The organism is Fodinicurvata fenggangensis DSM 21160, from assembly GCF_000686045.1.
GTDB classification, from domain to species: domain Bacteria; phylum Pseudomonadota; class Alphaproteobacteria; order Kiloniellales; family DSM-21159; genus Fodinicurvata; species Fodinicurvata fenggangensis.
Genome location: NZ_JMLV01000001.1, coordinates 224,643 through 246,671 on the forward strand (window position 1 = coordinate 224,643; position 22,029 = coordinate 246,671).

At 57.8% G+C, this 22,029-nt stretch carries 16 protein-coding genes; 8 read left to right on the top strand and 8 right to left on the bottom strand.

Features of this window, described 5'->3' with window-relative positions; genetic code table 11:
• The first annotated feature begins 42 nt into the window (after window positions 1–42).
• Complete coding sequence (locus BP38_RS0101080; RefSeq protein WP_035723088.1) at window positions 43–2,340, top strand: ATP-dependent helicase; 2,298 nt, start codon at window positions 43–45, stop codon at window positions 2,338–2,340.
• Between the two features lie 52 nt (window positions 2,341–2,392).
• The gene (locus BP38_RS0101085; RefSeq protein ID WP_026986209.1) at window positions 2,393–3,268 is read left to right on the top strand and encodes a 50S ribosomal protein L11 methyltransferase; all 876 of its coding nucleotides are present in this window, start codon (window positions 2,393–2,395) and stop codon (window positions 3,266–3,268) included.
• A gap of 29 nt (window positions 3,269–3,297) precedes the next feature.
• On the opposite strand, the gene BP38_RS0101090 is transcribed toward BP38_RS0101085, so the two are convergent.
• Together BP38_RS0101090 and BP38_RS0101095 are read right to left on the bottom strand one after the other, a co-directional pair.
• Window positions 3,298–4,455 (bottom strand): GNAT family N-acetyltransferase, encoded by a 1,158-nt coding sequence (locus BP38_RS0101090; RefSeq protein WP_026986210.1) that lies wholly within the window; start codon window positions 4,453–4,455, stop codon window positions 3,298–3,300.
• A 92-nt stretch (window positions 4,456–4,547) separates the two neighbouring features.
• Window positions 4,548–5,558: a 4-hydroxyproline epimerase gene (locus BP38_RS0101095; protein ID WP_026986211.1), complete on the bottom strand. Its 1,011-nt coding sequence runs from the start codon at window positions 5,556–5,558 to the stop codon at window positions 4,548–4,550.
• Window positions 5,559–5,771: 213 nt separating this feature from the next.
• Between BP38_RS0101095 and BP38_RS18400 the strand changes: the two genes are divergently transcribed.
• The 3 genes from BP38_RS18400 to BP38_RS0101110 all read left to right on the top strand — a co-directional run bounded on the left by BP38_RS18400 (window position 5,772) and on the right by BP38_RS0101110 (window position 7,283).
• Entirely contained in the window at window positions 5,772–6,485 is a 714-nt protein-coding gene (locus BP38_RS18400) for an N-formylglutamate amidohydrolase (protein WP_162175098.1), read from the top strand.
• Between the two features lie 109 nt (window positions 6,486–6,594).
• Window positions 6,595–6,903 carry a DUF1244 domain-containing protein gene (locus tag BP38_RS0101105; protein WP_026986212.1) on the top strand — a complete coding sequence of 103 codons (309 nt, stop codon included), beginning with the start codon at window positions 6,595–6,597 and terminating at the stop codon, window positions 6,901–6,903.
• A 131-nt stretch (window positions 6,904–7,034) separates the two neighbouring features.
• Complete coding sequence (locus BP38_RS0101110; RefSeq protein WP_026986213.1) at window positions 7,035–7,283, top strand: DUF2312 domain-containing protein; 249 nt, start codon at window positions 7,035–7,037, stop codon at window positions 7,281–7,283.
• Window positions 7,284–7,329: 46 nt separating this feature from the next.
• On the opposite strand, the gene BP38_RS0101115 is transcribed toward BP38_RS0101110, so the two are convergent.
• Window positions 7,330–9,093 (bottom strand): AMP-dependent synthetase/ligase, encoded by a 1,764-nt coding sequence (locus BP38_RS0101115; protein WP_155992139.1) that lies wholly within the window; start codon window positions 9,091–9,093, stop codon window positions 7,330–7,332.
• A 160-nt stretch (window positions 9,094–9,253) separates the two neighbouring features.
• Between BP38_RS0101115 and BP38_RS0101120 the strand changes: the two genes are divergently transcribed.
• A complete protein-coding gene (locus tag BP38_RS0101120; RefSeq protein WP_026986215.1) occupies window positions 9,254–11,059 on the top strand; it encodes a M3 family oligoendopeptidase in 1,806 nt (601 codons plus the stop codon).
• 53 nt (window positions 11,060–11,112) lie between these two features.
• A complete protein-coding gene (locus BP38_RS0101125; protein ID WP_026986216.1) occupies window positions 11,113–12,495 on the top strand; it encodes an ABC1 kinase family protein in 1,383 nt (460 codons plus the stop codon).
• On the opposite strand, the gene BP38_RS0101130 is transcribed toward BP38_RS0101125, so the two are convergent.
• The 4 genes from BP38_RS0101130 to BP38_RS0101145 all read right to left on the bottom strand — a co-directional run bounded on the left by BP38_RS0101130 (window position 12,410) and on the right by BP38_RS0101145 (window position 19,585).
• On the bottom strand, window positions 12,410–13,504 hold the full coding sequence (locus BP38_RS0101130; protein ID WP_026986217.1) for a DUF4434 domain-containing protein: 1,095 nt from the start codon (window positions 13,502–13,504) through the stop codon (window positions 12,410–12,412). The two genes, BP38_RS0101125 and BP38_RS0101130, sit on opposite strands and share 86 nt — an antisense overlap.
• Window positions 13,504–16,953 (bottom strand): NfrA family protein, encoded by a 3,450-nt coding sequence (locus BP38_RS0101135; protein ID WP_026986218.1) that lies wholly within the window; start codon window positions 16,951–16,953, stop codon window positions 13,504–13,506. Before BP38_RS0101135 ends, BP38_RS0101130 begins: the two co-directional genes overlap by 1 nt.
• Window positions 16,950–18,401: a glycosyltransferase gene (locus BP38_RS18405; protein ID WP_162175099.1), complete on the bottom strand. Its 1,452-nt coding sequence runs from the start codon at window positions 18,399–18,401 to the stop codon at window positions 16,950–16,952. Before BP38_RS18405 ends, BP38_RS0101135 begins: the two co-directional genes overlap by 4 nt.
• A gap of 110 nt (window positions 18,402–18,511) precedes the next feature.
• The gene (locus BP38_RS0101145; protein WP_211250213.1) at window positions 18,512–19,585 is read right to left on the bottom strand and encodes a GlxA family transcriptional regulator; all 1,074 of its coding nucleotides are present in this window, start codon (window positions 19,583–19,585) and stop codon (window positions 18,512–18,514) included.
• A 70-nt stretch (window positions 19,586–19,655) separates the two neighbouring features.
• On the opposite strand from BP38_RS0101145, the gene BP38_RS0101150 reads away from it, so the two are divergent.
• Window positions 19,656–20,741, top strand: a complete 1,086-nt coding sequence (locus BP38_RS0101150) for a methyltransferase domain-containing protein (protein WP_026986220.1) — start codon at window positions 19,656–19,658, stop codon at window positions 20,739–20,741.
• Between the two features lie 79 nt (window positions 20,742–20,820).
• Here BP38_RS0101150 and BP38_RS18410 read toward each other — a convergent pair whose 3' ends face one another.
• Entirely contained in the window at window positions 20,821–22,023 is a 1,203-nt protein-coding gene (locus BP38_RS18410; RefSeq protein ID WP_051608811.1) for an MFS transporter, read from the bottom strand.
• Window positions 22,024–22,029: the final 6 nt, after the last annotated feature.

Consider the following 22,029-nt stretch of genomic DNA (forward strand, 5'->3'; position numbering starts at 1 on the left):
ATGCTCGCGATAAGCTCGCCTGGAAAGGGCCAGAAGGAAAGCATGTCAATCTCTTCGTCTCCATCCTCCTCACTGCAGAATGACAGGGCGCCTTTGCCCGAGGCTGTCGCCGAGGGTTTGAACGAAGCCCAGCGGAATGCCGTGGAACAGCTGGATGGTCCGGTTCTTATGCTGGCTGGTGCAGGAACGGGTAAAACACGTGCCTTGACCACGCGCTTGGCGCATCTGCTTTACAGCGGCAAGGCGGCGCCGGGGCAAATCCTGGCTGTTACCTTCACGAACAAGGCCGCGCGTGAAATGAAGGAACGTGTGGCCGAGCTACTGGGACGGCCGTCGGTAGAGGGCTGGTGGTTGGGAACCTTCCATGCCCTGGCGGCGCGTATCCTGCGTTATGAAGCCGAATCGGTGGGGCTGAAGTCCAATTTCACCATCCTGGACAGCGATGACCAGTTGCGCCTGTTGAAGCACGTCATGCAGGCCGAGAATATCGACGAGAAAGCTTGGCCGCCACGCGCATTGCTGTCGATCATTGAACGATGGAAGGACAAGGCTCTTACCCCGGACCGGGTTTCGGCTGAGGACAGTTCGGAATTTGCAGGCGGACGCGCACCAACTCTCTATGCGCTCTATCAACGCAGGCTGAGAGAACTGAATGCCTGTGATTTCGGCGACCTGCTGTTGCACTGCGTTCATCTGTTTCAGACGAATGATGAGGTCCTGCGACGCTATCAGGACCAGTTCAAGTACATCCTGGTGGATGAATACCAGGATACCAACATCGCCCAGTATCTCTGGCTGCGCCTGCTGGCGCAGAAACACAAGAATATCTGCTGTGTCGGCGACGATGACCAGTCGATCTATGGATGGCGTGGGGCGGAAGTGGGAAATATCCTGCGGTTTGAGCAGGATTTTCCCGGAGCTCATGTCATTCGCCTTGAGCGCAACTATCGCTCCACCCCCCACATCCTGGGGGCGGCCTCGGGCCTGATTTCCCACAATTCGGGCCGTCTGGGAAAAACGCTCTGGACGGATGGTGACCAGGGCGAGCCCATCCGTGTGCGCGGACTTTGGGATGGAGAAGCCGAAGCCCGTTTTGTGGGCGATGAAATCGAGGCACTGCAGACCAAAGGACATGCTCTGTCGGAAATTGCTATCCTGGTCCGCACGGGTGCACAGACTCGCGAGTTCGAAGAACGCTTCGTAACCCTTGGACTGCCGTATCGCGTGGTCGGTGGTCCGCGTTTCTATGAACGCATGGAAGTTCGCGACGCCTTGGCGTATCTGCGGTTGCTGACATCCACGGACAATGACCTGGCTTTTGAGCGCATCTGCAACAAGCCGAAACGTGGCCTGGGGGATGTGGCACTGAAGATCCTGCACGAAACGGCACGGGCTGGCGGTCTGTCATTGTTCGATGCGGCCCGTCGCCTGACGGAAACCGATGAGTTGCGCCCCCAGGCGCGGCGTGCACTCAAGAACTTCATAGGTCTTTGCGACAAGTGGCGTGAGGACATGCTGCAGATGCCACATCCGGAACTTGCGGAAACGGTTCTCGAGGAATCCGGCTATACCGACATGTGGCGCCAGGACAAATCGATCGAAGCCCCCGGGCGCCTGGAAAACCTGAAGGAGCTTATAGACGCGCTGGCAGAGTTCGAAACCCTGGCCGGGTTTCTGGAGCACGTCAGTCTGGTCATGGAGAACCTGGAGGACAGCAGTCAGGACCAGGTTTCCGTGATGACCCTGCACGCGGCCAAGGGCCTGGAGTTCGAGACCGTTTTCTTGCCGGGCTGGGAGGAGGGGCTGTTCCCCAACCAGCGGGCACTTGACGAGCAGGCCTTGAAGGGCCTGGAGGAGGAGCGGCGTCTGGCCTATGTGGGACTGACGCGCGCCAAGGTTCGGGCAATCGTCAGTTTTGCAGCCAACCGGCGCCTTTATGGTTCCTGGGCGGCTGCCATACCCTCGCGTTTCATCGATGAGCTTCCTGAGGAGCACAAGGTTCAGGAAAGTGACCAGGGGCTCTACGGCGCTTCGGCACAGGCCTGGGGTGGTGGACGCTTCGGCGGGTTTGACAGCTGGGGGGAGACACGGGTTTCACCAGGCATGATGCGTGCGCGTGAACGCTCGTCCGACAAGGTCATAGATGTCCAGGCCCAGCCTGTGGAGCGTCTCGCTCCAAACACTTCAGGTTATGCGCCGAAGGCGCGTGTTTTCCATCGCAAGTTCGGTTATGGAACCGTGGATGTGGTGGATGGTGATCGCTTGAGCATTCGCTTCGATCATGCTGGCGAGAAGAAGGTCATGGCCTCTTTTGTTGTTCCGGCAGAAGAAGCGGACTGAAGGCGTCCATCTCTCGCATTATCTGCCTCAACGGAAGACCAGTAATCAGACCATGAGCCAGCCAATCTATTGCCTGACCTTTGCGGTCCCGTCACAGACAGTTCCTGTTTTCGAAGACGCGCTGGAAGGACTTGGCGCGGCCATAGCCGTTGGAGGCCCGGACCGCAACGGAGATACGCCGCTGCAGGTCTATCTGGGTGAGGATCACGGAGAAACCGAGCTGTTCGGACGTCTGGCCGCTGCCGCGCTGGGCTGTGAGATTGCCGTTCCGGACTATCGTTATGAACTGATGCCGGAAACGGACTGGGTGGCTGAAAGCCAGGCGGCATTGCCGCCCTTGCGGGCTGGGCGTTTCTTTGTCCACGGCAGCCATGTCCAGGAGCGACCGTCAGCGGGCGCCATTCCATTGCTCGTTGATGCCAATATTGCCTTCGGCACAGGGCGGCACGAAACGACGCGCGGCTGCCTCCTTGCCATGTGCGATCTTGCCAAACGCGGGCGCAAGACGCGCGTTCTGGATATGGGATGCGGCTCGGGCATCCTGGCCATGGGTGCTGCCTATCTTTGGCCAAAGGCCAGGATTCTTGCCACGGACAATGATCCAGGCTCGGTCCGGGTGGCACGCGAGAATGCCGGACTCAATCGCGTGTCCCGCAGGATTCAGACCTATTTGAGCCAAGGATACGCACATCCGGCGATCAAGCGCGAAGGCCCATATGATTTGATCGTGGCGAACATTCTTGCCGCTCCGCTTTGCCGCATGGCCACGGAGACAGCACGTCATGCGAAGCCGGGCGGCCATGTCATCCTGTCAGGCCTGCTATGGCACCAGGAACGCTGGGTGCGTCAACGCCATCGCAGTGCCGGACTTGCACTGGAAGCCCGCTACAAGCTTGGGGACTGGACGACCCTGCTGCTGCGCGCCTGACTATACGGGTTACGTTCCGGTCAGAATGTCTAGGTCTTGCGGTAGGGACTTTCTTCCTGAAGGTGGTCTATCGTGTGGCGAACCATTTCACGTTCGCGTCTCAGATAGCTCTCCACGGCGTCGTGTAAGGCCGGGTCCCGAATCAGGTGAGCGCTGTAGGTTTCCACAGGCAGATAGCCGCGCTGGATTTTGTGTTCGCCCTGGGCGCCGGCTTCCACCCGGGCCAGACCGTTGGCTATGGCATAATCGATTGCCTGATAATAACAGGCTTCGAAGTGCAGGAAGCGGAAGTCCGTCGCACATCCCCAGTTGCGGCCATAGAGGCAATCGTCACTGCGCAGATTCAGGGCACCGGCCACGGGCTCGTCATCCTGGTAGGCAAGGACCAGCACGATCCGGTCGGCCAGTTTCTCGGACAGTTGCAGGAAGAATTCCAGCGACAGGTAGGCCTGCCCCCACTTGCGGTCCGTCGTGTTCATGTAGAAGCGGTGAAATGCTTCCCAATGCTCGCTGCGAAGGTCATCTCCACTGAGCGCACAAAGCGTTATCCCGCTTTCGCGTACACGGGCACGTTCCTTGCGAATGTTCTTGCGCTTGCGCGAGGACAGAGTTTCCAGGAAGTCGTTGAAATCGGCATAGCCGCGATTGTGCCAGTGATACTGCTGTCCTGTACGCGCCAGGAAGCCGGCAGATGTAAACGACTCCCACTCGTCCTGTGGCGGGAAGGTAACATGCAGGGAGGAGACGCCGGTCTGTTCAGCGACGGAGGAGAGAGCGGAGATCAAAAGGCGCCGCGCATATTGCGGTTGTTCGGCTGTTGCGGTCAGCAGTCGTGGCCCTGTGGCCGGTGTGAAGGGTATGCCGCACTGTAGCTTGGGATAATACTGGCCGCCGGCGCGTTCATAAGCATCGGCCCACCCCCAGTCGAAGACGTATTCCCCGAAGGAGTGGTTCTTCAGGTAAAGGGGGGCCGCCCCCTGAAGGCGTCCCCCCTCATCGGAAAGAAGGACGTGAAAGGGTTGCCACCCGGTTTCTGGCGATACGCAACCGCTTTCCTCGAGTGTCGAGAGGAAGGCATGTGTCAGGAAAGGATTGTCGGTACCGGCGCAAGCGTCCCAGTCGGCAGCGGAAATGTCGGACAGGCTGTGCGTGATCCTGGCATGAAAACTGCTGTCTCTCTCGGACATGTCCATTGATCACTCACTGTTTTGAATAAGCCTTCTTGAGGCTCAAAAGACTGGAACGACTCAGCCGGTACGACAAGGGCGACCTGTCCGGATCAGGTCAACTGAAAGCCGTGGGCATAAGGGTCGCGCTCTTCGACGAAGATCGTGTTCAGTCCGGTCATGCGCGCCCAGCCTTCGATGGACGGCACGATGGCCGGGGTGCCTGCGATCTCGGTTGCTTCCTCGACGCGACCGCGAAAGAGACTGCCGATAATGCTCTCGTGCACGAATTCGTCTCCCGGTTTCAGAACACCACGCGCCGCGAGCTGCGCCATTCGGGCCGAGGTGCCGGTGCCGCAGGGACTGCGGTCAATCGCGCGCTCGCCATAGAAGACAGCGTTACGCGCGTGTGCGCCCTCGGCACGAGGCTTCCCGGTCCAGAGGATATGGCTCACTCCGCGAATGGTGGGGTCCTCCGGATGTGCCACCTCGACCGATTCGTTCAGCGTGCGACGCAGAAGGGGCGATACCTTCAGGATCTGGGCGGGTGTGAAACTCTCCAACCCGGGGTAGTTCTGCTGTGGTTCGACGATGGCGTAGAAGTTTCCGCCATAGGCGATATCCACCTTCAACGGACCCAATTCGGGGCAGTCGACCTTCTGGTCTGCCACAGCCAGGTAGCTTTTCACGTTACGGATTCGCACGGCTTCGATCCGGCCTTCACTGTCCTGCCTGTAATGCGCATCCACACGGCCGGCAGGGGCGTCCAGCTTTAGAAGGCCCGGTTCACTGGGCTGTACCAGGCCACGTTCCAGGGCGAAGGTAACAGTCCCGATGGTCCCGTGACCGCACATCGGCAGGCAGCCGCTGGTTTCGATGAAGAGGATGCCGATGTCGCAGTCATCACGTGTCGGGGGCATCAGGATCGAGCCGGACATCATGTCGTGTCCGCGCGGTTCGAACATGAGCGCGGTGCGAATCCAGTCGTAGCGTTTCAGGAAATCCTGACGGCGGGCGCTCATGCTCGCGCCGGCCAGGAGCGGGGCGCCGCCGGCGACCAGGCGCACGGGATTGCCGCAGGTGTGGCCGTCCACGCAGAAGAAAGTGTTGGGCTTTATCTCCATGGCGAGATTTAGTCTTATGCCGTTTCCAAGGTCAATCGATGTCGCAGGCTTGAACAGTTACAGGGTTTTGGTGCCGGTATGGAACAGGATTCAACACAACCACCTGTCCACGAACTCTACAGGGGGCATGATCATCCACCTTTTGCGTCAGGTGAGCAGACAGTGCCGTGGTATACGCCCTTCCAATTTCTACGACTGTCAGGGCAGGCGCCGGTGTTGGTACTCTGCGACCATGCCTCTCGTCATATCCCGCCAGCTTTCCGCGGATTGGGTCTGAAAGGGGATAATCTGTCACGCCATATTGCCTGGGACATAGGCGTTGCAGAGGTGGCGCGGCCTTTGTCTCGCCTGCTGGATGCGCCAACACTGTTGGCTGGTTTTTCGCGCCTGGTCATAGACGCAAACCGTCACCTTGGTTCGAGGGGATCGATACCCGAGGTCAGCGATGAAACGCCGATTCCGGGAAATCAGAACCTTGATGAAAGAGCACGCAAAGAACGCGTGCAGGCCTTTTTCAAGCCCTATCATGCGGCGGCGGCGCGCCTGATCGAGGCGCAGATTGCCAAGGGCGTACGGCCGCTTCTGGTGTTTTTGCACAGCTTCACGCCGGTCATACAGGAATTCCGGCGTCCCTGGGAGGTAGGAGTCCTGTGGAACGAGGATGACCGACTGGCGCGCCCGGTCATTGAGGGCTTTCGTGCCCAGGGCTGTACGGTGGGTGAGAACGAACCCTATTCGGGAGCCTCTCCCGAGGATTACAGTCTGCATAAGCATGGCGAGGGACGCGGCCTTGCACCGGTGCTGCTCGAAGTGCGTCAGGATTTGATCGACAGCCATGAGGGGGCCGAGCAGTGGGCCCAGATCATAGCGCAGGTCCTGACGCCGCTGGTGGAGCAGGCTGGCCGTCTGCAGGGACAGGAAAGTTAGCCGTGCCGGAGAGGGCTTGAAAGCAGCCTCGCTTGAGGCTTCATAGAAGGTAATGGGCCATGGATTTAATACGGCATGGTGCCGTCTGGTCACCTATTGGAGGTAAAGAATGAAACCTGAACTCGACTCCCAAACCCGGACCGAACTGGAAGCGGCTGCTTTCCGCAAGCTGTTGGCGCATCTGGATGAGCGCAAGGATGTGCAGAACATCGACCTGATGAACCTGGCCGGTTTCTGCCGCAACTGCCTGTCCCGCTGGTATCAGGAATCCGCGCAGGAGAAGGGCATCGAAATGGACAAGGAATCGGCCAGGGAAATCGTCTATGGCATGCCCTATAGCGAATGGAAGGAAAAGTATCAGAACGAGGCGACAGATGCCCAGAAGGAAGCCTTCCAGACCGGAGGTGGAAGTCACTGAGGGCACTCGTTCTGATAGCGTCCTATTCCGTTGTCCGCGGGGGCATGACGGAGTAGGTTCGCGGCCGGTCCGCCCGGCGTAGGCGGACCTGTCACGTCTTTCACTACACCATCAGTTCAGGAGCCTGGGACATGAGCGATGTCGGCGGCGTTGCGGGGGATCGTCTGAAATCCTTCATCGAAAGAATCGAACGATTGGAAGAGGAGAAAGCTGGTCTCACCAACGATATCCGCGAAGTCTACTCGGAAGCCAAGTCTGCCGGATTCGATACCAAGATCATGCGCCAGATCGTGCGGCTGCGTAAAATGGACCAGTCGGATCGTGAAGAACAGGAAACCGTCCTGGAGGTCTACAAACAGGCGCTTGGCATGACTGTCTGATTCCTGCTTTCAGGAAAAGGACAAAGCATTCAGCACAAATCGGTCGTCAGTACAGGGCTTCCAGTCGAGCCCTGTACTTTTCCAGGATGATGTGACGCCGGATTTTCATGGTCGGTGTCAGCATATCGTTTTCGACTGTGAAAGCCTCATCTGACAAGCTGAAGCGGCGTATCTTTTCGATAACGGAAAGTCCAGCGTTCACGCGATCGACCGCTTCCCGGATCGAAGTCGTGAGTTCTTCACTGTGTGTGTCCGAATTGTCGCTGGCGAACTTCCCGGCCCATTCAGGGTCCGGAACGATCAGGGCGACCAGATGAGAATGTTTGTCTCCGAAGATAAGAGATTGTGAAATCTCCGGCTGGAGGTTCAGTAGCGTCTCGAGACGGGCGGGGGAGATGTTGTCCCCCCCGGTCAGCACGATAAGGTCTTTCTTTCGGTCTGTTATGTGTATGTAGCCATCTTCATCAATGGCCCCAATGTCCCCGGTATGCAGCCAGCCATCGCGTATGGTTTCCTTGGTTTCCCTGGGCCTGTTCCAATAGCCTTGCATGACAAGCTCTCCGCGAACGAGGATCTCGCCGTCTTCGCCCGTGCGGACCTGTACGCCTTTCAGGGGCGGTCCCACGGTTTCCATCTTGATGTGATGGGGCCGATTCACGGAAACGACGGGAGAGGCTTCGGTCTGTCCATAGCCCTGAAGGATCGGCAGTCCCAGTGCATGGAAGAAGAGGCCGACATCGGTATTGAGTGCGGCTCCGCCCGACACCATGGCTTTGAGCTGTCCACCGAAATGGGCCCGAATTTTCTGGCGAACCGTCAGTTCGGCCAACAGATCCAGAGGGCGCTCCCAAAGGGGAAGCTTGCCATTGTTGTAATATTTCTTTTTACCCAGCCGTTCAGCTTGTCGGAAAAGAAGCTTGTTGATCCGGTTTCCCTTGTCGACCTTGCGATTGAGGCGCTGATAAAGCATTTCATAGAGGCGAGGAACGGCGGTCATGATGGTCGGTCGGCTTTCCGAGATGTTCGTCAGCAGGGTTTCCACCGCTTCCGCATAGTAGATTTCCGCACCGATCGACATTGCGAAGATCTGACCAACCGTGTGTTCGTAGGAGTGGGACAGTGGCAGGAAGGACAGGAAACGTTCCCGGCCCAGGCCATATTCCGCCAGGAGATCATAAGCTCCTGTGCAGTTCGCAAGGATACTGGCATGACTGAGCATGACCCCTTTGGGGGCACCGCCAGTGCCTGAGGTATAGATGAAGCAGGCCGTGTCCTCTCGCTTGAGGTCCTGAAGCACCGCCTCATTAGGCGCGCCAGGCAGGTACTTGTTCAGCAGTTCCTCCCAAACGTAGAGTGACTCGGGTCTATTGGTGGCATTGTCTTCAAGAGGCTCGATGGTGATGACCTGCTTGCAGAGGTTGGTCTGCGTAATGGCCTTCAGCAACGGTTTGGCAAGTGCGGCCGTCGAGACAATGGCAAGATCGGAGCTGCTGTCCTTAAGCAGATATTCGTGATCTTCACTGGTGTTGGTCGTATAGGCGGGCACAGTGATCCCACCAGAGGTCATGATGGCGAAATCAGCTATGAACCACTCGGGTCTGTTCTCGGAGACGAGCAGCACCCGGTCCCCCTTTTTTACGCCCATATCTTGCAGGGCGTGGGCCAGGGCAAGGACCTGAAGGCGAACGTCATGCCACGTCCAGGGTGTGTAGCTTCCTCCGGTCTTGACCCAGAGGAAGGGCAAATCTCCCATTTCATTGGCCTTCTGGAAAAAGGCGCTCGGAAGGCTTGTAACCCTGTCGTAATCCATGTCCCCTCCCATTTCAGGTCTTGTTCGTAGCAAAAGCCTTGCGTGCAGCCATATCACAGAGTCCGGAAATGATCTGTAAGGCTATTGGTGCAAGGGGCTGCCAAGGCTATATGGCGTAACAAGGATCAGACAGTTTCAAGGCAGGAAAAGAACAACGTTCATGAGTAAAGCACAGAATTCGACCGTCGAAAGCCAGAACCTGGGACAGCTGCCGGTCTGGGACCTGAACGACCTCTATCCCAGCAAGGACAGCGCAGAACTGAAGCGGGATCTTTCTGAGGCCGATGAGAAAGCACACAATTTCGAAGCGGGTCATGCCGGGCGTCTTGCAGCCCTGACCGGCGATCAGCTGGGCGATGCGATCGAGGTTTACGAAGACATCCAGGAAAAGCTGGGGCGCATCATGAGCTATGCCCAGCTGGTCTACGCCGCGGACATGACGGACGGCGAGAACGGCCGTTTCTATCAGTCCATGCAGGAGCGGGCGACGGATATCTCCAGTCATCTTCTCTTCTTCGAGCTGGAGCTGAATCGCCTTTCGGACTCACAGATTCAGTCGATGCTCGAGTCCTCCGAACGGCTGTCGTACTATAAACCCTGGCTGCGCGATTTACGTGCCTATCAGCCCTATCAGCTGAGCGACGAAGTCGAGCGCACGCTGCACGAGAAGCACATAACGGGTCGGGCCGCCTGGACACGGCTGTTCGACGAGACCTTTGCCGATCTGCGTTTCGAACTGGACGGCAAAGCCCTGTCCAGCACGGAAATCCTGGACAAGCTGAGTTCCCCGGATCGAGCGCTTCGCGAGCGCGCGGCACGGTCCTTCGCGGCCGGCCTGAAGGAAAACGAGCGCAGCTTCGCCCTGATCACCAACACGCTGGCCAAGGACAAGCAGATCGAGGATCAGTGGCGCGGGTTCGCGCGTCCCGTCTCCTCACGCAACCTGGCCAATTTCGTCGAGGACGAGGTGGTGGATGCCCTGGTGTCTGCGGCCACGGAGAGCTTCCCGCGCCTGTCCCATCGCTATTATGCCATGAAGGCGAAGTGGCTGGGCCTGGACAAGCTGGCCTTCTGGGATCGCAATGCGCCGCTGCCGGAAACCGACGAGCGAATCATTCCCTGGGAAGAAGCCCAGGACACGGTCCTGAACGCCTATGCCGCCTTTTCGGATGACCTGGCCAACGTCGGCAAGCGCTTCTTCGAACAGGACTGGATCGACGCGCCGGCCCGCCAGGGCAAGTCGCCGGGGGCGTTTGCCCATCCCACCGTACCGGCGGCCCATCCCTACCTGCTGCTGAACTACCAGGGCCATGTCCGGGATGTCATGACGTTGGCGCATGAGCTGGGTCACGGCGTGCACCAGGTGCTGGCCGGGCCGCAGGGACCGTTGATGGCCGACACGCCCCTGACCCTGGCGGAAACGGCCAGCGTGTTCGGCGAGATGCTGACCTTCCGCTCGCTTCTGGCTTCCACCTGGGATCCGGCGAAGCGCAAGGCCATGCTGGCCTCGAAGGTGGAGGACATGCTGAACACCGTTGTGCGACAGATCGCCTTCCATAACTTCGAGACCCGCGTCCATGACCGGAGACGTGGAGGCGAGCTGTCACAGCAGGATCTGGCCGACATCTGGATGGAAACCCAGCGCGAGGCCCTTGGCCCGGCCTTCGACCTGGACGAGGACTATCGCATCTTCTGGTCCTACATCCCGCATTTCATCCATACACCCTTCTACGTCTATGCCTATGCCTTCGGCGACTGCCTGGTGAATTCGCTCTATGCCGTCTATCAGCAGGCCGATGAGGGCTTCGCGGAAAAGTACCTGGACATGCTGCGTGCCGGAGGCACCAAGCGGCATCGGGAGCTGTTGGCGCCATTCGGTCTGGATGCCTCCGATCCGGCCTTCTGGCAGAAGGGCCTTTCGGTGATCGAGGGGATGATCGACGAACTGGAAAGCCTCGATGACTGAGAATTTCCGCTTCAATATGTCTGTGCTTTCAGGTGGAACGGAAACTTTTTCATATGACAGATGAAGAAGACGACAGGTCTTTCGAGGATGAGGATCCCCGCTTTTCCCGTCGCTGGCGGCGTTATGCCCAGGTCGGTGGCGAAGTGGGCATGCTTGCGGCCCAGTTGGCCGGCGCGCGTGTCTTCAACCGCCCGATCGACCGGCAGCAGCATTCCGAAGGCCTGAAGACAGCCCTGGGGGGCCTGAAGGGTCCGCTGATGAAGGCGGCGCAGATACTGGCCACCATTCCCGAGGCCCTGCCGCGGGAATATGCCGAGGAGTTGCGGCAGCTGCAGTCGCACGCTCCGCCTATGGGCTGGCCTTTCGTGCGCCGGCGCATGCGTACCGAACTGGGGTCCGGCTGGGAAAAGCGTTTCGACAGTTTCGAGAAGGAGGCTGCGGCGGCTGCCTCACTGGGGCAGGTGCATCGCGCGGAGAAGGATGATCGTAAGCTGGCCTGCAAGCTGCAGTATCCGGACATGGCCTCGGCTGTGGAAGCGGACGTGGCGCAACTGAAGTGGGCCTTTCGCGTCTATCGCCAGTACGACAAGGCCATCGATACCTCGGACATCTATCACGAATTGACAGATCGCTTGCGTGAGGAGCTGGATTACGAGCGCGAGGCCAAGCACATGGAACTCTACCGGCGCATGCTGGCGGAAGAGAAGACCGTGCATGTGCCAGAGCCGCTCCTGGACCTGACAACCCGGCGCCTGCTGACCATGACCTGGCTGGAAGGGCAGTCCCTGATGGATTTCATCGAGACCCATCCAGACCAGGAGCTACGCAACCAGGTTGCCTATAACATGTTTCGCACCTGGTATACGCCTTTCTATTACTACGGCGTGATCCATGGGGATCCGCATTTGGGCAATTACACGGTTCGCGAGGACGGCAGTATCAACCTGCTGGACTTCGGATGTATCCGTGTTTTCGACGCCTCCTTCGTGAAGGGGGTCATCGACCTCTATCACGCCCTTCATGACAATGACCGGGATCTGGCGATATCGGCCTATCAGACCTGGGGCTTCAAGGATGTGGGAGACCGTCCCGACCTTCTGGAAGCGTTGAACATCTGGGCAAAGTTCGTCTACAGGCCGCTACTGGAGGACAGGTCCCAGCCCATCCTGGATGACCCCGGTGGGGCCAAGGGTGCGGAGACAGTGGGGCAGGTGCACAAGGAGTTGCGCCGACTTGGTGGCGTGAAGCCGCCACGAGAGTTCGTCCTGATGGACCGTGCCGCCATTGGACTGGGATCGGTCTTCATGCACTTGAAAGCCGAGATAAACTGGTACCAGTTGTTTCATGAAATCATTCAGGATTTCGACTCCGAAGTTCTGGATCGGCGCCAGAAAGGCCTGCTCGAGGCTGTCGGTCTTCCTGAGGAAGCTCCTTGAGATCAGCGGAATCCAGTTGCGGTCTGGTCTCAGTACAGAGCCATTGCGCGTTCCTGTACTGCTCATATAGCTGTTTTGCGGCGTCCCCTTCCTTTGGATCGAGGTAGGGATGAAAGGCGAAGGCAGAGGCCTCGAGATCGATTTCCCGGACCAGCGAGAGATTGTCTTTCACCCAGCCCCAGTCGGCTGATTGAAAGCCGGACTCTCCCTGCATTCGGAACAGTTCAGAGATAACCGTGAGCTTCTTGTTACTCGCTGACAGGGCGGTCTTGAGGGCATCGAGATAGAGTTTCAGTTCCTCACGATTGAGTTTGTCCGCACCAAGTCCATCCTGAAAGTAGAGTTGCTCGATACCGCTGGCATTTAGTACGTCGTTCCAGAAGTCTGCCCATTGCCTGCTGGGCAGCTTTCCATTGGAGAAGGCCGAGATGCTGATCGGAGCTTCCGAGCTCTGCCGGATCTGCCTGACAGCTCGGGAAAGGTAAGCGATCAGTTGTTCCTGTCGACCATCTCCACGCCAATTCAGATCGTCGACCTCATCCGCTATGTACCACCCAGCAAAACTGTCCTGTTTTGCCAGTTCCGTGAGTTCATCGATCAGAAGGCGCCGCTCCATGGCGCGTTGTTCGAAGTAGACGGATCGATGTTGGAGTCCACCTGAGATTCGTCCCCAGAAATCCGGGTCGTACTTCAGTCCCAGGACAAGCTCGATGTCATTGTTCTCCGCCACCTTGAATAGCTTGCCGACAAGGGTTTCCGGTCCTGTCGGGGAATTGGAGGCATGGAAACTGGTATCCCCATAACGTGACCACTGCAGGACGACGCGTTGAATGCCCAGGCGCTGCCAGTCATGAAATAGGCTGTCCCAGCGTTCGTCGTCCCACTTGGACTGGCTTGTGGTGGGTTGCAGGAAGGTTTCCTGGAAGAAGTAGGGGCAGTCTTCCGCAATGCTCATGCTGGCATGGAAGAGCACCAGGCAAGGCAGGAAGAAACCGGCTATGGCCTTCATCAGAAGCTGACCTTGAAAAGCAGCGAGAAACGAGTTGCGGGATCACTCCAGGTGGTGTGGAGATCGCGGCCCAGGCGCAGAAGTGTTTCGCCCTGCGAAAGGTAGCCATTGTAGCGGTCATGATTGAAACGCCAACGCGCGGACAATCCCATTCCGCCTTCGATCCAGACGTCGCCCGTCGTATCAGGGTAAAGGACGACAGTGCGGGTGTTTTCCTGCTCATATTCCTCACGGCGCCGCTCAGAGGATTGGGTAATCTGTCCACCACCGCGGACGTAACCAAAAGGTAGAAACATGAGTTTCCGGTTTGGCTGCCAGGTCAGGCCGGCACGCCCTTCGGAAAAGGCGGATGTTTGCTCGTCCTTGGAGAAAAGGCGAGAAGCTTCACTATGTGTGTGAGCATAAAAGCGGAAAGGACGGTCCGGACGCTTCCAGTTGTCACCCAGGCTTTCGGAGAAGCCGGCCCGGAGCAACCAACCGCTTATTGCAGCGTCTCCGATTGGCAATATCCTTTCTGCCCCCAGCCAATAGTTCTTCCCGGGGAAAGGGTAGGTTCTGATCCCCAGTGCCGCTTGGGCGGACTCGGAGTTCATTATGCTTAAGCCAGGGCTGTTACTCCAATACAGGCGTGCGGTGAGTTCGAACAGGTGGGACCAGCGGTGCAAGCCGCTCCCACCCAGGGGACGCCAGCTCATTGCAAGCTGACCGTAGGAAAGGTCGTGGCTGTCACCAAATGGATTGAGCAGGCGTCGGCAGGCACTGCCTCTGGGAAAACAGAAACCGTTTGTAAGACTTAGAGAGTACGGGCGGTCCATTTCCCTGTGTTGGCCCTGAAGGACAGAACGGGGCGAGGCTCCGTCAGTCTTCGCGGTCTCAATGACGGCATAGTTACCTTCATCCATGGCTCGGCGGAAGGCTTGGCCTGCCTGTTCCGTGTGACCGAGACGCAGATAGGTGAAGGCCAGGTTTGCTCGGGCTCCCGGATAATATGGGTCTTGCACAAGGGCCTCTTCTAGGACCTTGGCTGCTTTCGCATCGTCCTTCTGCTTGCTGTACAAATAGGCCTGCTCAACCTTGAAGTCGGTTTTCCCCGGAAAAGCGGTTTCGGCCTGGCTGAGGTAATAGAGCGCTTCCTCAAGCTGGTCCGCCTGCTTCAGGGCATTTGCCAGCGCAAGATAGCGAGCTGCTGTTGCTTCGAGATCAAGGGCATATTTGCGATGAATCAACCCCAGGTTGGAGTCGCCTCTGTGAAACGCATGGTCAGCTTGCAAGTCATGATAAAGTCCCCTGAAGCGTCCTGTGATTTCATCTGCTTCAACACGTTCAAGATGCTTCCAGCTGTCATTGAGCTTGCCGATTTGAAGGAGAGAGTAGGAAAGCTTGACCCTGAATTCGGGATTGTCGTTATAAGCAAGCGCCTCTTGCCAGTAATGGACGGCCTTCCGGTGGTTTGCACTTTCAGCATGGATATGCGCAAGACTGGCATTCAGCAGCCTTTGGTCCGTTCGTGATAAATCGGGCGCATCCTGGAGTTCCTGCAGGTAGGATTCGGCCAGGGCAATACGGCCGCGTTTCAGTGCCGACAGGGCAAAAGCAAGACCGGCTTCGGCAAGAGCGCCATTCCGGTAGGCCAGTTGGAAGTTGGTTTCGGCCTTCTCAGTAAACTTGATGGCGGCATACCTGTAGCCAAGGTCGAGTAATTCCTCCGGGCTTTTCCTGACCTTGATAAGCTCCAGGAGGGAAATTGCCGTTTCCGGCCGGTCATGGCTGTCAGCAAGACTTACACCTTCACGAATAAGCTGAGCGGCGCGAGGGTTCTGTTTTGCAAAGCCGTGATAACAGGCAAAGGCAGAGTCGAGTTTTCCAAGTTCGGCTTGGGTTCTGCATGCCAGTGCCTGGATCTGTCGTGAGACCTTCTGCGGTTTTTCCTCCTGTCCAAAGAGGTGTTTGAGGGCCTCCCAGTCCTTGATGCGGTGGCTGGCGCGAAGGGCTTTAAGCCAACTTTGCGGGTCAGGTGAGAGCTCATGCGCATCAAGATAGGAACGTGCGGCGCTTTGATGCTGGCCAGCTTGCGCATGGGTGATGGCCTTCTCCTGTAGATAAACCTTGCGCAGTTCACGGTTTGGAGCTGTCTCTCCCAATTGGCCATAAAGGGACAAAGCCGCCAGGAACTCTTTGCTACGTCGCAGACCATGAGCAATGTCGAGAAGCTGCTTGCGCCCTTCAGGGGAAAGGAGCAGCCGTTTGAGAGCTGGTTGAGCGGTCTCTGCCGCAGTGCTGGAGGCAAGTTGAATCATGCAGTCATTGATGTTGCGAGCTTCCTGCCAACAGCTCTGGCGGCTGGTTCTTGAGAGTAGAATGTTCAAAGCCTGGTTGGCTTCATTGCTTTGGGCAAGAGAAGCCACAAGAGTCGCTGTACTTGTAGGTCCTGGCAAAATCGCCGTTGCCTTGGTGAAATAGACTGGAGCAACAGTCTTGGCGTCCAGCTTGTCCGCAAGGTGGCCGACCATGCTGGCTTTTCGATGGAGCTCGTGTGGCAAGGCTGAATGAAAACGTGCTTCCGCAGTGCTGCCAGTCAGGATCAGAAGTGCGTCTGTGAAGCGTCCTTGTTGTTCGCGGATGACGGCCTGCATGAAGAGGGCTTGTCTGGCCGTCTTGTCTGCCGTTTTCTCGGACTGTGCCACGGTCCTGAAGAGCTTGTGGGACTGCTCCTGCTGACCGAGGGCCAAATGACTGTAGGCCACGACCAGTTCATGCGCGGGAGAAATGGAAACGTTATCACCTATCTGAGCATGAATCCTGACGACATCCCTATCCCTCTGCTGCGAACGCAAGATGCGGAACAATTCCAATAAACTGTCGTTGAAATCCTTGGGACTTTGCCATGCTGAAAGAGATTGTTGGTAAAGGTCGGGGACAACCTGATCATTCTTGCTGTGTGCCTTATTCAGCAGTCTTGCAGCAATCCGGGCTGCGGGACCGAATTGCGGTACCATCGCGAGAAGCTGTTGGCTTTGTTCTATAGCGGTCCTGTGTTCCTCATTGGCGATTGAACGCAGGAGGTTCCGGTAGAGGAGAAGAGGGTTGGCTGGATTTTGTTCATAGCTCGCTGCTATGAGCCGCGCCTGGTCTTGTTCCTGCAGCTTCTCAATCAGACCATCGGTACGTTGTGCCTGGTAGAGATAAAGCATCTCTTTCCAGGGTGAGGAGGTTGCGCGATGTTCGGAAAGATGCCGGAGGAGAATGTCGTCACTGCTGGCGCCAGGGTGTGTCTCCAACTTCATTTCCAGAACGTCTGCGCCATGAATGCGTAGGTAACGCTTGGTTTTCGACTGAGAGGATGCCGTGCTGAACTCCAGTGTCAGCAGGCTGTAGAAAACCAACAGGATAAAGGCAAGCAACAGGCTTCTGCCCACGGCAGACGCGAAGGCTACAGTCATGCATTTCATGGCTGCTTCTTTCCTGGTGTGGGTGGCGGGGACTTGCCTTTCAGGATCGTTTCATCCGGGAAGCTATGATCTGTCTTGACCCAGGTGAGGGGCTTGCCGCGAAGACGAGACCACCAGTACTGCCCGTTGGCCCAAAGCAGTGCGGAGTAGTTGATGGCAACACTCCAGCCATAGCGCAGAGGAAGAGTGAGCAAGGCTCCCCAACCATAGAGGTTCCAGGTCCAATAGCCGCGCAGCACGAGCCGATAGATCATCAGGCCCAGGTTGGCGAGGAGCAGTATCCAGATGAGTTGACTGGGAGGGAGAAACGCATGAGGCGTATAGCCAAGTTGCGCTTCCATGTGCTTTTGCCATAGCAGGAGAAGCATGGCGGCGTATGAGACGGGTGCTGCATGAGCGCAAAGAAGTGCCTTGCGATCTCGCCAAAGCTGATGGCGAAGCCAGAAAGAACCTGTCCAACCAAGTTGCGACCAGCCCTGCAGTCCTATGCCGATAGTCCATCGGGATTTTTGACGTACCGCGCGGTAGAAACTGTCGGGAAAGTATTCGCGTGTAGCCACAAGGTCGTGACGTGTACCAATGCCTTGCTGCTGCCTGTCGTATACACGCGGGAAGCAAAAGCGGGCGCCGGTCTGGTGCAGCCTGAAGGAGAGGTCATAGTCTTCGGTCAGGGAGCCATTGCGAAAAACGTCCTCGTCGCCGCCAAGTCGAGACAGGGTGGTGGCTGAATAAGCCGTTCCCACTCCTGCGCCTGGTACCAGCCCGCTGAACGCGGCGCGAGCAACCAGCTCCTTGGCGTGCATTTCAGCGAATTCATCCTGGTAGTGCCCGGTGGTCAGGTCGAACCAGCCGCGCGGCAAGGCAACCACCGGTAACTGCACAACATCATAATGATCCAGAAAATAATTGCAGACGCGAAATGCGTAAGGGTGCACCACGTCTTCTGCATCCTGCAGGATAAAGGCTTCAAATGGCTGCTCAGCTACGGTGGCATGAGAATTTATGGCGCTGTAGATATGGTTCAGGCAGTCAGCCTTGTTCGTCCCTCCATCATGCGGGAGGAGAACCATCTCGACATTCGAGTATGTCTCGGCAAGATCCATGACTTCACTGATGGTAGCGGGGTCGTTTGGATAACAACCGATAAAGATCCGGAAATTCCCATAGGAAACAACACTCAAAAGCTGGGTCACTGATTTCCGGATAACCGGCGCTTCCTTCCAGGCCGGCATCATTATGGCCAGAGGTTTTTCAGGAATTCTCTGGGAAAGGAGCTTGTGCAGATTGTGGCTGTGGCAATTCTCTGCGGGCTTCAAGCCGGCTTTGCAGGCCAGTGCCATCAGGTCCATCGCGAGATCATCGATGGCTGAAATCAACTGGATCAGGGCGGCCAGCACAAAGAGGGCGAGTATCCAAGCCTGCGCCGTGAAATAGAGATCATAGCTCAAGAAAGGGTCCATGGCGCAGCCCTGAACAGCTTTTCATAGCGAGATAATAACTATACAGTTATTAGTAGTATACAATTCATGGCAAAAATCAATAAAATTTATTTGAAGAATCAGTTTGGACTATCCCCACGCACAAGTCTTTGGAATCGTTTCCGATATCTGGCTGGCGTTGTGCAGGTTCGTCGCTTGAAGAGGCGGCGAAAGTAGACGGGGTCTTCATATCCGACAGCGTGTGCAACCTCTTCAGTTGAGAGGTCCCCCGTTTCCAGCAACTGCTTTGCCTCCTCAATCCGCAGGGCCTGAACGTAGTCGACCGGGGTGTAGCCTGTGGCCGCCTGGAAGCGGCGTTTGAAAGTACGTTGTGCCAAACCGGAACGTTCAATCATGCGGCTGACGGGATGTGATTCCACATAGTTCTGCGCGATCCAGGACTGGCAGTCGGCAATTACGGCATCCGAATGCTTGCGTGGCCGGGTCATAGCCGCATGAGCGAGCTGGCCTTCACTGCGGTCGCCGAGAACGAAAATCTTGGCGATATGCAAGGCTTCGGCCTCACCACAGAAGCGCGCGATCAGATAGAGTGCCAGATCCTCCCACGCGGCAGCCCCTCCACTGGTTACGAGGCGATGTTCCGTACCAGCGGGGCAGAGAGTGCGTTCGGCTGCCAGCTCGACTTCGGGATAGCTCGCGCGAAAGGTTTCCGCAGCGCTCCAGTGCGTGGTGGCGGGTTGCCCGTCCAAGAGGCCGGCCTCGGCCAGGAAGAGAGAGCCGGTGCACACCGAAGTCACCATGGCTCCATTCGTGAACTGATCGCGAACCCACGCGGTTTCCAGCGACCAGCGTCCCCTGGGGGACTGTCCTGGCGGAAATACCAGATCAGTCACGACGACAAGGTCGCTCACATCAACCTCGTCGAGCGTTGCCTGAGGGGTGACTGGAAGGCCTATAGCCGAGATGAAGGGGTCTTTGGTCGCGGCCACGATCCGCGGCGCCATGCGACGGACATCGCTCCGCTCACCTGTCAGTTCGCTCCAGGTTACACCCACGGAGAGGAAGACCTCATAAAGGCTGTAGAGGATAGCCGGCGTCGTCTCCGGCAGTGCAAGAAGACTGACGGTCAGCGGTGGATGAGTCTTGCGCGCATGCATGGAAAACAATGGCACAAAGGCCCTGTTCCTGTCCATTGAGCCCCTCGTGGAAGGGGGACATCGGGCGTATGTCACGCGCTGTCTTCATGCAAAGAAAGGAAAGAAGATGTCTTCCGCAGTAACTAACTTCATTGCTCCGGACCAGGGGCAGGCAGAGGCTTTTGCCGAACGCATAATGGGCCTGCTCAACGCAGGGGCGGTGTCCGTCATGATCTCGATTGGCCATCGTGCCGGCCTTTTCGATGTCCTGGCCGGCTTGCCGCCAACAAGCAGTGCAGAAATCGCAGAACGTGCCGGCATGGCCGAGCGCTATGTCCGGGAATGGTTGGCAGTCATGGTGACCGGAGGTTTGGTAACCTATGAGCCGCAGACACAAAGCTACCATCTTCTGCCAGAACATGCCGCGTGCCTGACGCGTGATGCGGTTCTGGGCAACCTGGCGGTCTATGGACAGCATGTGGCCATCATGGGCGCAATGCAGGAGGAAATTCTGGACAGGTTCCACAGCGGTGAAGGAATGGTCTATGGGGATTATCCCTGCTTTCATCAGATCATGGCGGAGGACAGCAACCAGACTGTTACGGGACAGCTGTTCGATACAATCCTGCCACTGGCCGAGGGTGTGGAAGCGCGCCTGGAAGAAGGAATCGACGTCCTTGATGCCGGCTGTGGACGAGGCTCGGCCCTGACTGCCATGGCAAGGCAATTCCCCCGCAGCCGTTTCTTGGGCTACGACCTTTGCGCAGATGCCATTGACCATGCCAGCTTCGTAGCAGGGAAAGAGGGGCTGGAGAACGTTCGCTTCGAAGTTCGCGACCTGACGGGGTACGACGAAAAGGCGCGTTTTGACTTCATCACCTCCTTCGATGCCGTGCATGACCAGAAGGATCCGCAAGCCCTGATCCAGAGCCTGCATGATGCGCTCAAACCTGGCGGTATCTATCTGATGCAGGACATTGGCGGATCGGCCAGGTTGGAGAACAACCTGGATTTTCCAATGGCATCGCTGCTCTATGCTGTTTCCTGTGTGCATTGCATGCCGGTCTCGCTGGGGCAAGGTGGTAAGGGACTGGGCACCATGTGGGGGTGGGAGACCGCAGAAGCGATGTTGAAAGCCGCTGGATTCCGAGAGATTCAGCGCCATGTCCTGCCGCACGATCCCATGAACGTCTGGTTTGTCAGTCGAGCATGAAATGCGGCCGGCGGTCTGCACCGGAATGTGGCGGACGGCTGCTCTTGCAGACAGACGTGGCGGGCACAAGGACAATGGATCAGTCCTTGTGCCCGCCTCTTCTCTGGGCGGCGCGGACCATCGCGAAGGCGAGGATGGCGGCAGCAGCAAGGGCACCGTAAAGCGGCAGGAAGCTGTCGAGTTGGCGGCCTGCGGCCGAGAAAAGGGCCGGCCCCACCAACACGCCCATGTAGGTAAGGAAAAGAGCTGCGGAGGTTACATCTCCGGCGCGCCCTTCCGGTGCGCGACGGGCGACCTCTGCAAGGAAGATTCCGTTCCAGCTGATTCCCGTGGCGCCCAACATAAGGAAGATGCCTGTTGTCAGACTGGCCGGGGTATCTGCCGTGATCTGGGTTACGGCGAGCGCCGTGACGGCCAGCAAGGTCAACAGGACCAGCAGGGTTCCCGCCCCATTTCCAAAGCGGTCTGCCAGCATACCCCATCCGATGCGTCCGATGGCACCCGCCACCTGTACCGAAGCCAGAAGAATGCCGGCATGGATTGGACTGTACCCCAGGTCCTCGACCAGGATCACGACGAGGAAAGTGACGATACAAAGCTGTATGCCAGCTAGCAGAAAGGCCGAGAGGGACAGCAGGCGCAGGGCAGGCTGTCCAAAGACAAGGCGGATAGCCTCTATGGGCAGCTTAGGGGCCTTGCCGGTGCTTGCACGGTCGCTGTCCCATAAGCGGCGCCAGGGTTGAATCGCAACTGCCAGGACCACGGCCAGCAGCGCGCTAAGCATGACCGGTGCCTGCCATCCCATCCACTCGGCCATGCCAGGCCCGATCAGACCGGCCAGCATGCCACCCAGCGGCACGCCCGTCTGCTTGAGGGAGAAGATCATGTTGCGTTTCTCCGGTTCCGTAAAACGCATCAGCAGATGCGCTGCTGCGGGGTTCGGCAGCCCATAGGCCATGCCCAACAGGATGGAAGCAACTGCCAGGGCGGGCAGGGTTATGGGGGGAATGGTAGCCAAGAAGGCAACGAGACAGCCGGCTGCCACCAATAGAAGGCCGATCTGGCTGGTGCGACAGGCTCCCAGGCTTCGCACCATCGGTCCTCCAAACAGGCTGGCGATCATGGCGATGCCATAGACAAGACTGACCTGCAGGCCAATCAGGGCAGCATCCACCTGCAGGGCGTGTGCGGCCAGGGGAGCGATAGCAGGCAGGATCATTGTGGCCATTGTGCTGACCGTCTGAACGCCAATGGTTCCTGCTATCACGCCGAGACCGCGCATATCAGG

Coding starts and splice junctions, on each gene's coding strand:
- BP38_RS0101080 (WP_035723088.1), top strand. CDS start 43: ATGTCAATCTCTTCGTCTCCATCCTCCTCACTGCAGAATGACAGGGCG.
- BP38_RS0101150 (WP_026986220.1), top strand. CDS start 19,656: ATGTCTTCCGCAGTAACTAACTTCATTGCTCCGGACCAGGGGCAGGCA.
- BP38_RS0101105 (WP_026986212.1), top strand. CDS start 6,595: ATGAAACCTGAACTCGACTCCCAAACCCGGACCGAACTGGAAGCGGCT.
- BP38_RS0101125 (WP_026986216.1), top strand. CDS start 11,113: ATGACAGATGAAGAAGACGACAGGTCTTTCGAGGATGAGGATCCCCGC.
- BP38_RS0101095 (WP_026986211.1), bottom strand. CDS start 5,558: ATGGAGATAAAGCCCAACACTTTCTTCTGCGTGGACGGCCACACCTGC.
- BP38_RS0101090 (WP_026986210.1), bottom strand. CDS start 4,455: ATGTCCGAGAGAGACAGCAGTTTTCATGCCAGGATCACGCACAGCCTG.
- BP38_RS18410 (WP_051608811.1), bottom strand. CDS start 22,023: ATGCGCGGTCTCGGCGTGATAGCAGGAACCATTGGCGTTCAGACGGTC.
- BP38_RS0101115 (WP_155992139.1), bottom strand. CDS start 9,093: ATGGATTACGACAGGGTTACAAGCCTTCCGAGCGCCTTTTTCCAGAAG.
- BP38_RS0101120 (WP_026986215.1), top strand. CDS start 9,254: ATGAGTAAAGCACAGAATTCGACCGTCGAAAGCCAGAACCTGGGACAG.
- BP38_RS0101085 (WP_026986209.1), top strand. CDS start 2,393: ATGAGCCAGCCAATCTATTGCCTGACCTTTGCGGTCCCGTCACAGACA.
- BP38_RS0101110 (WP_026986213.1), top strand. CDS start 7,035: ATGAGCGATGTCGGCGGCGTTGCGGGGGATCGTCTGAAATCCTTCATC.
- BP38_RS0101145 (WP_211250213.1), bottom strand. CDS start 19,585: ATGGACAGGAACAGGGCCTTTGTGCCATTGTTTTCCATGCATGCGCGC.
- BP38_RS0101135 (WP_026986218.1), bottom strand. CDS start 16,953: ATGAAATGCATGACTGTAGCCTTCGCGTCTGCCGTGGGCAGAAGCCTG.
- BP38_RS0101130 (WP_026986217.1), bottom strand. CDS start 13,504: ATGAAGGCCATAGCCGGTTTCTTCCTGCCTTGCCTGGTGCTCTTCCAT.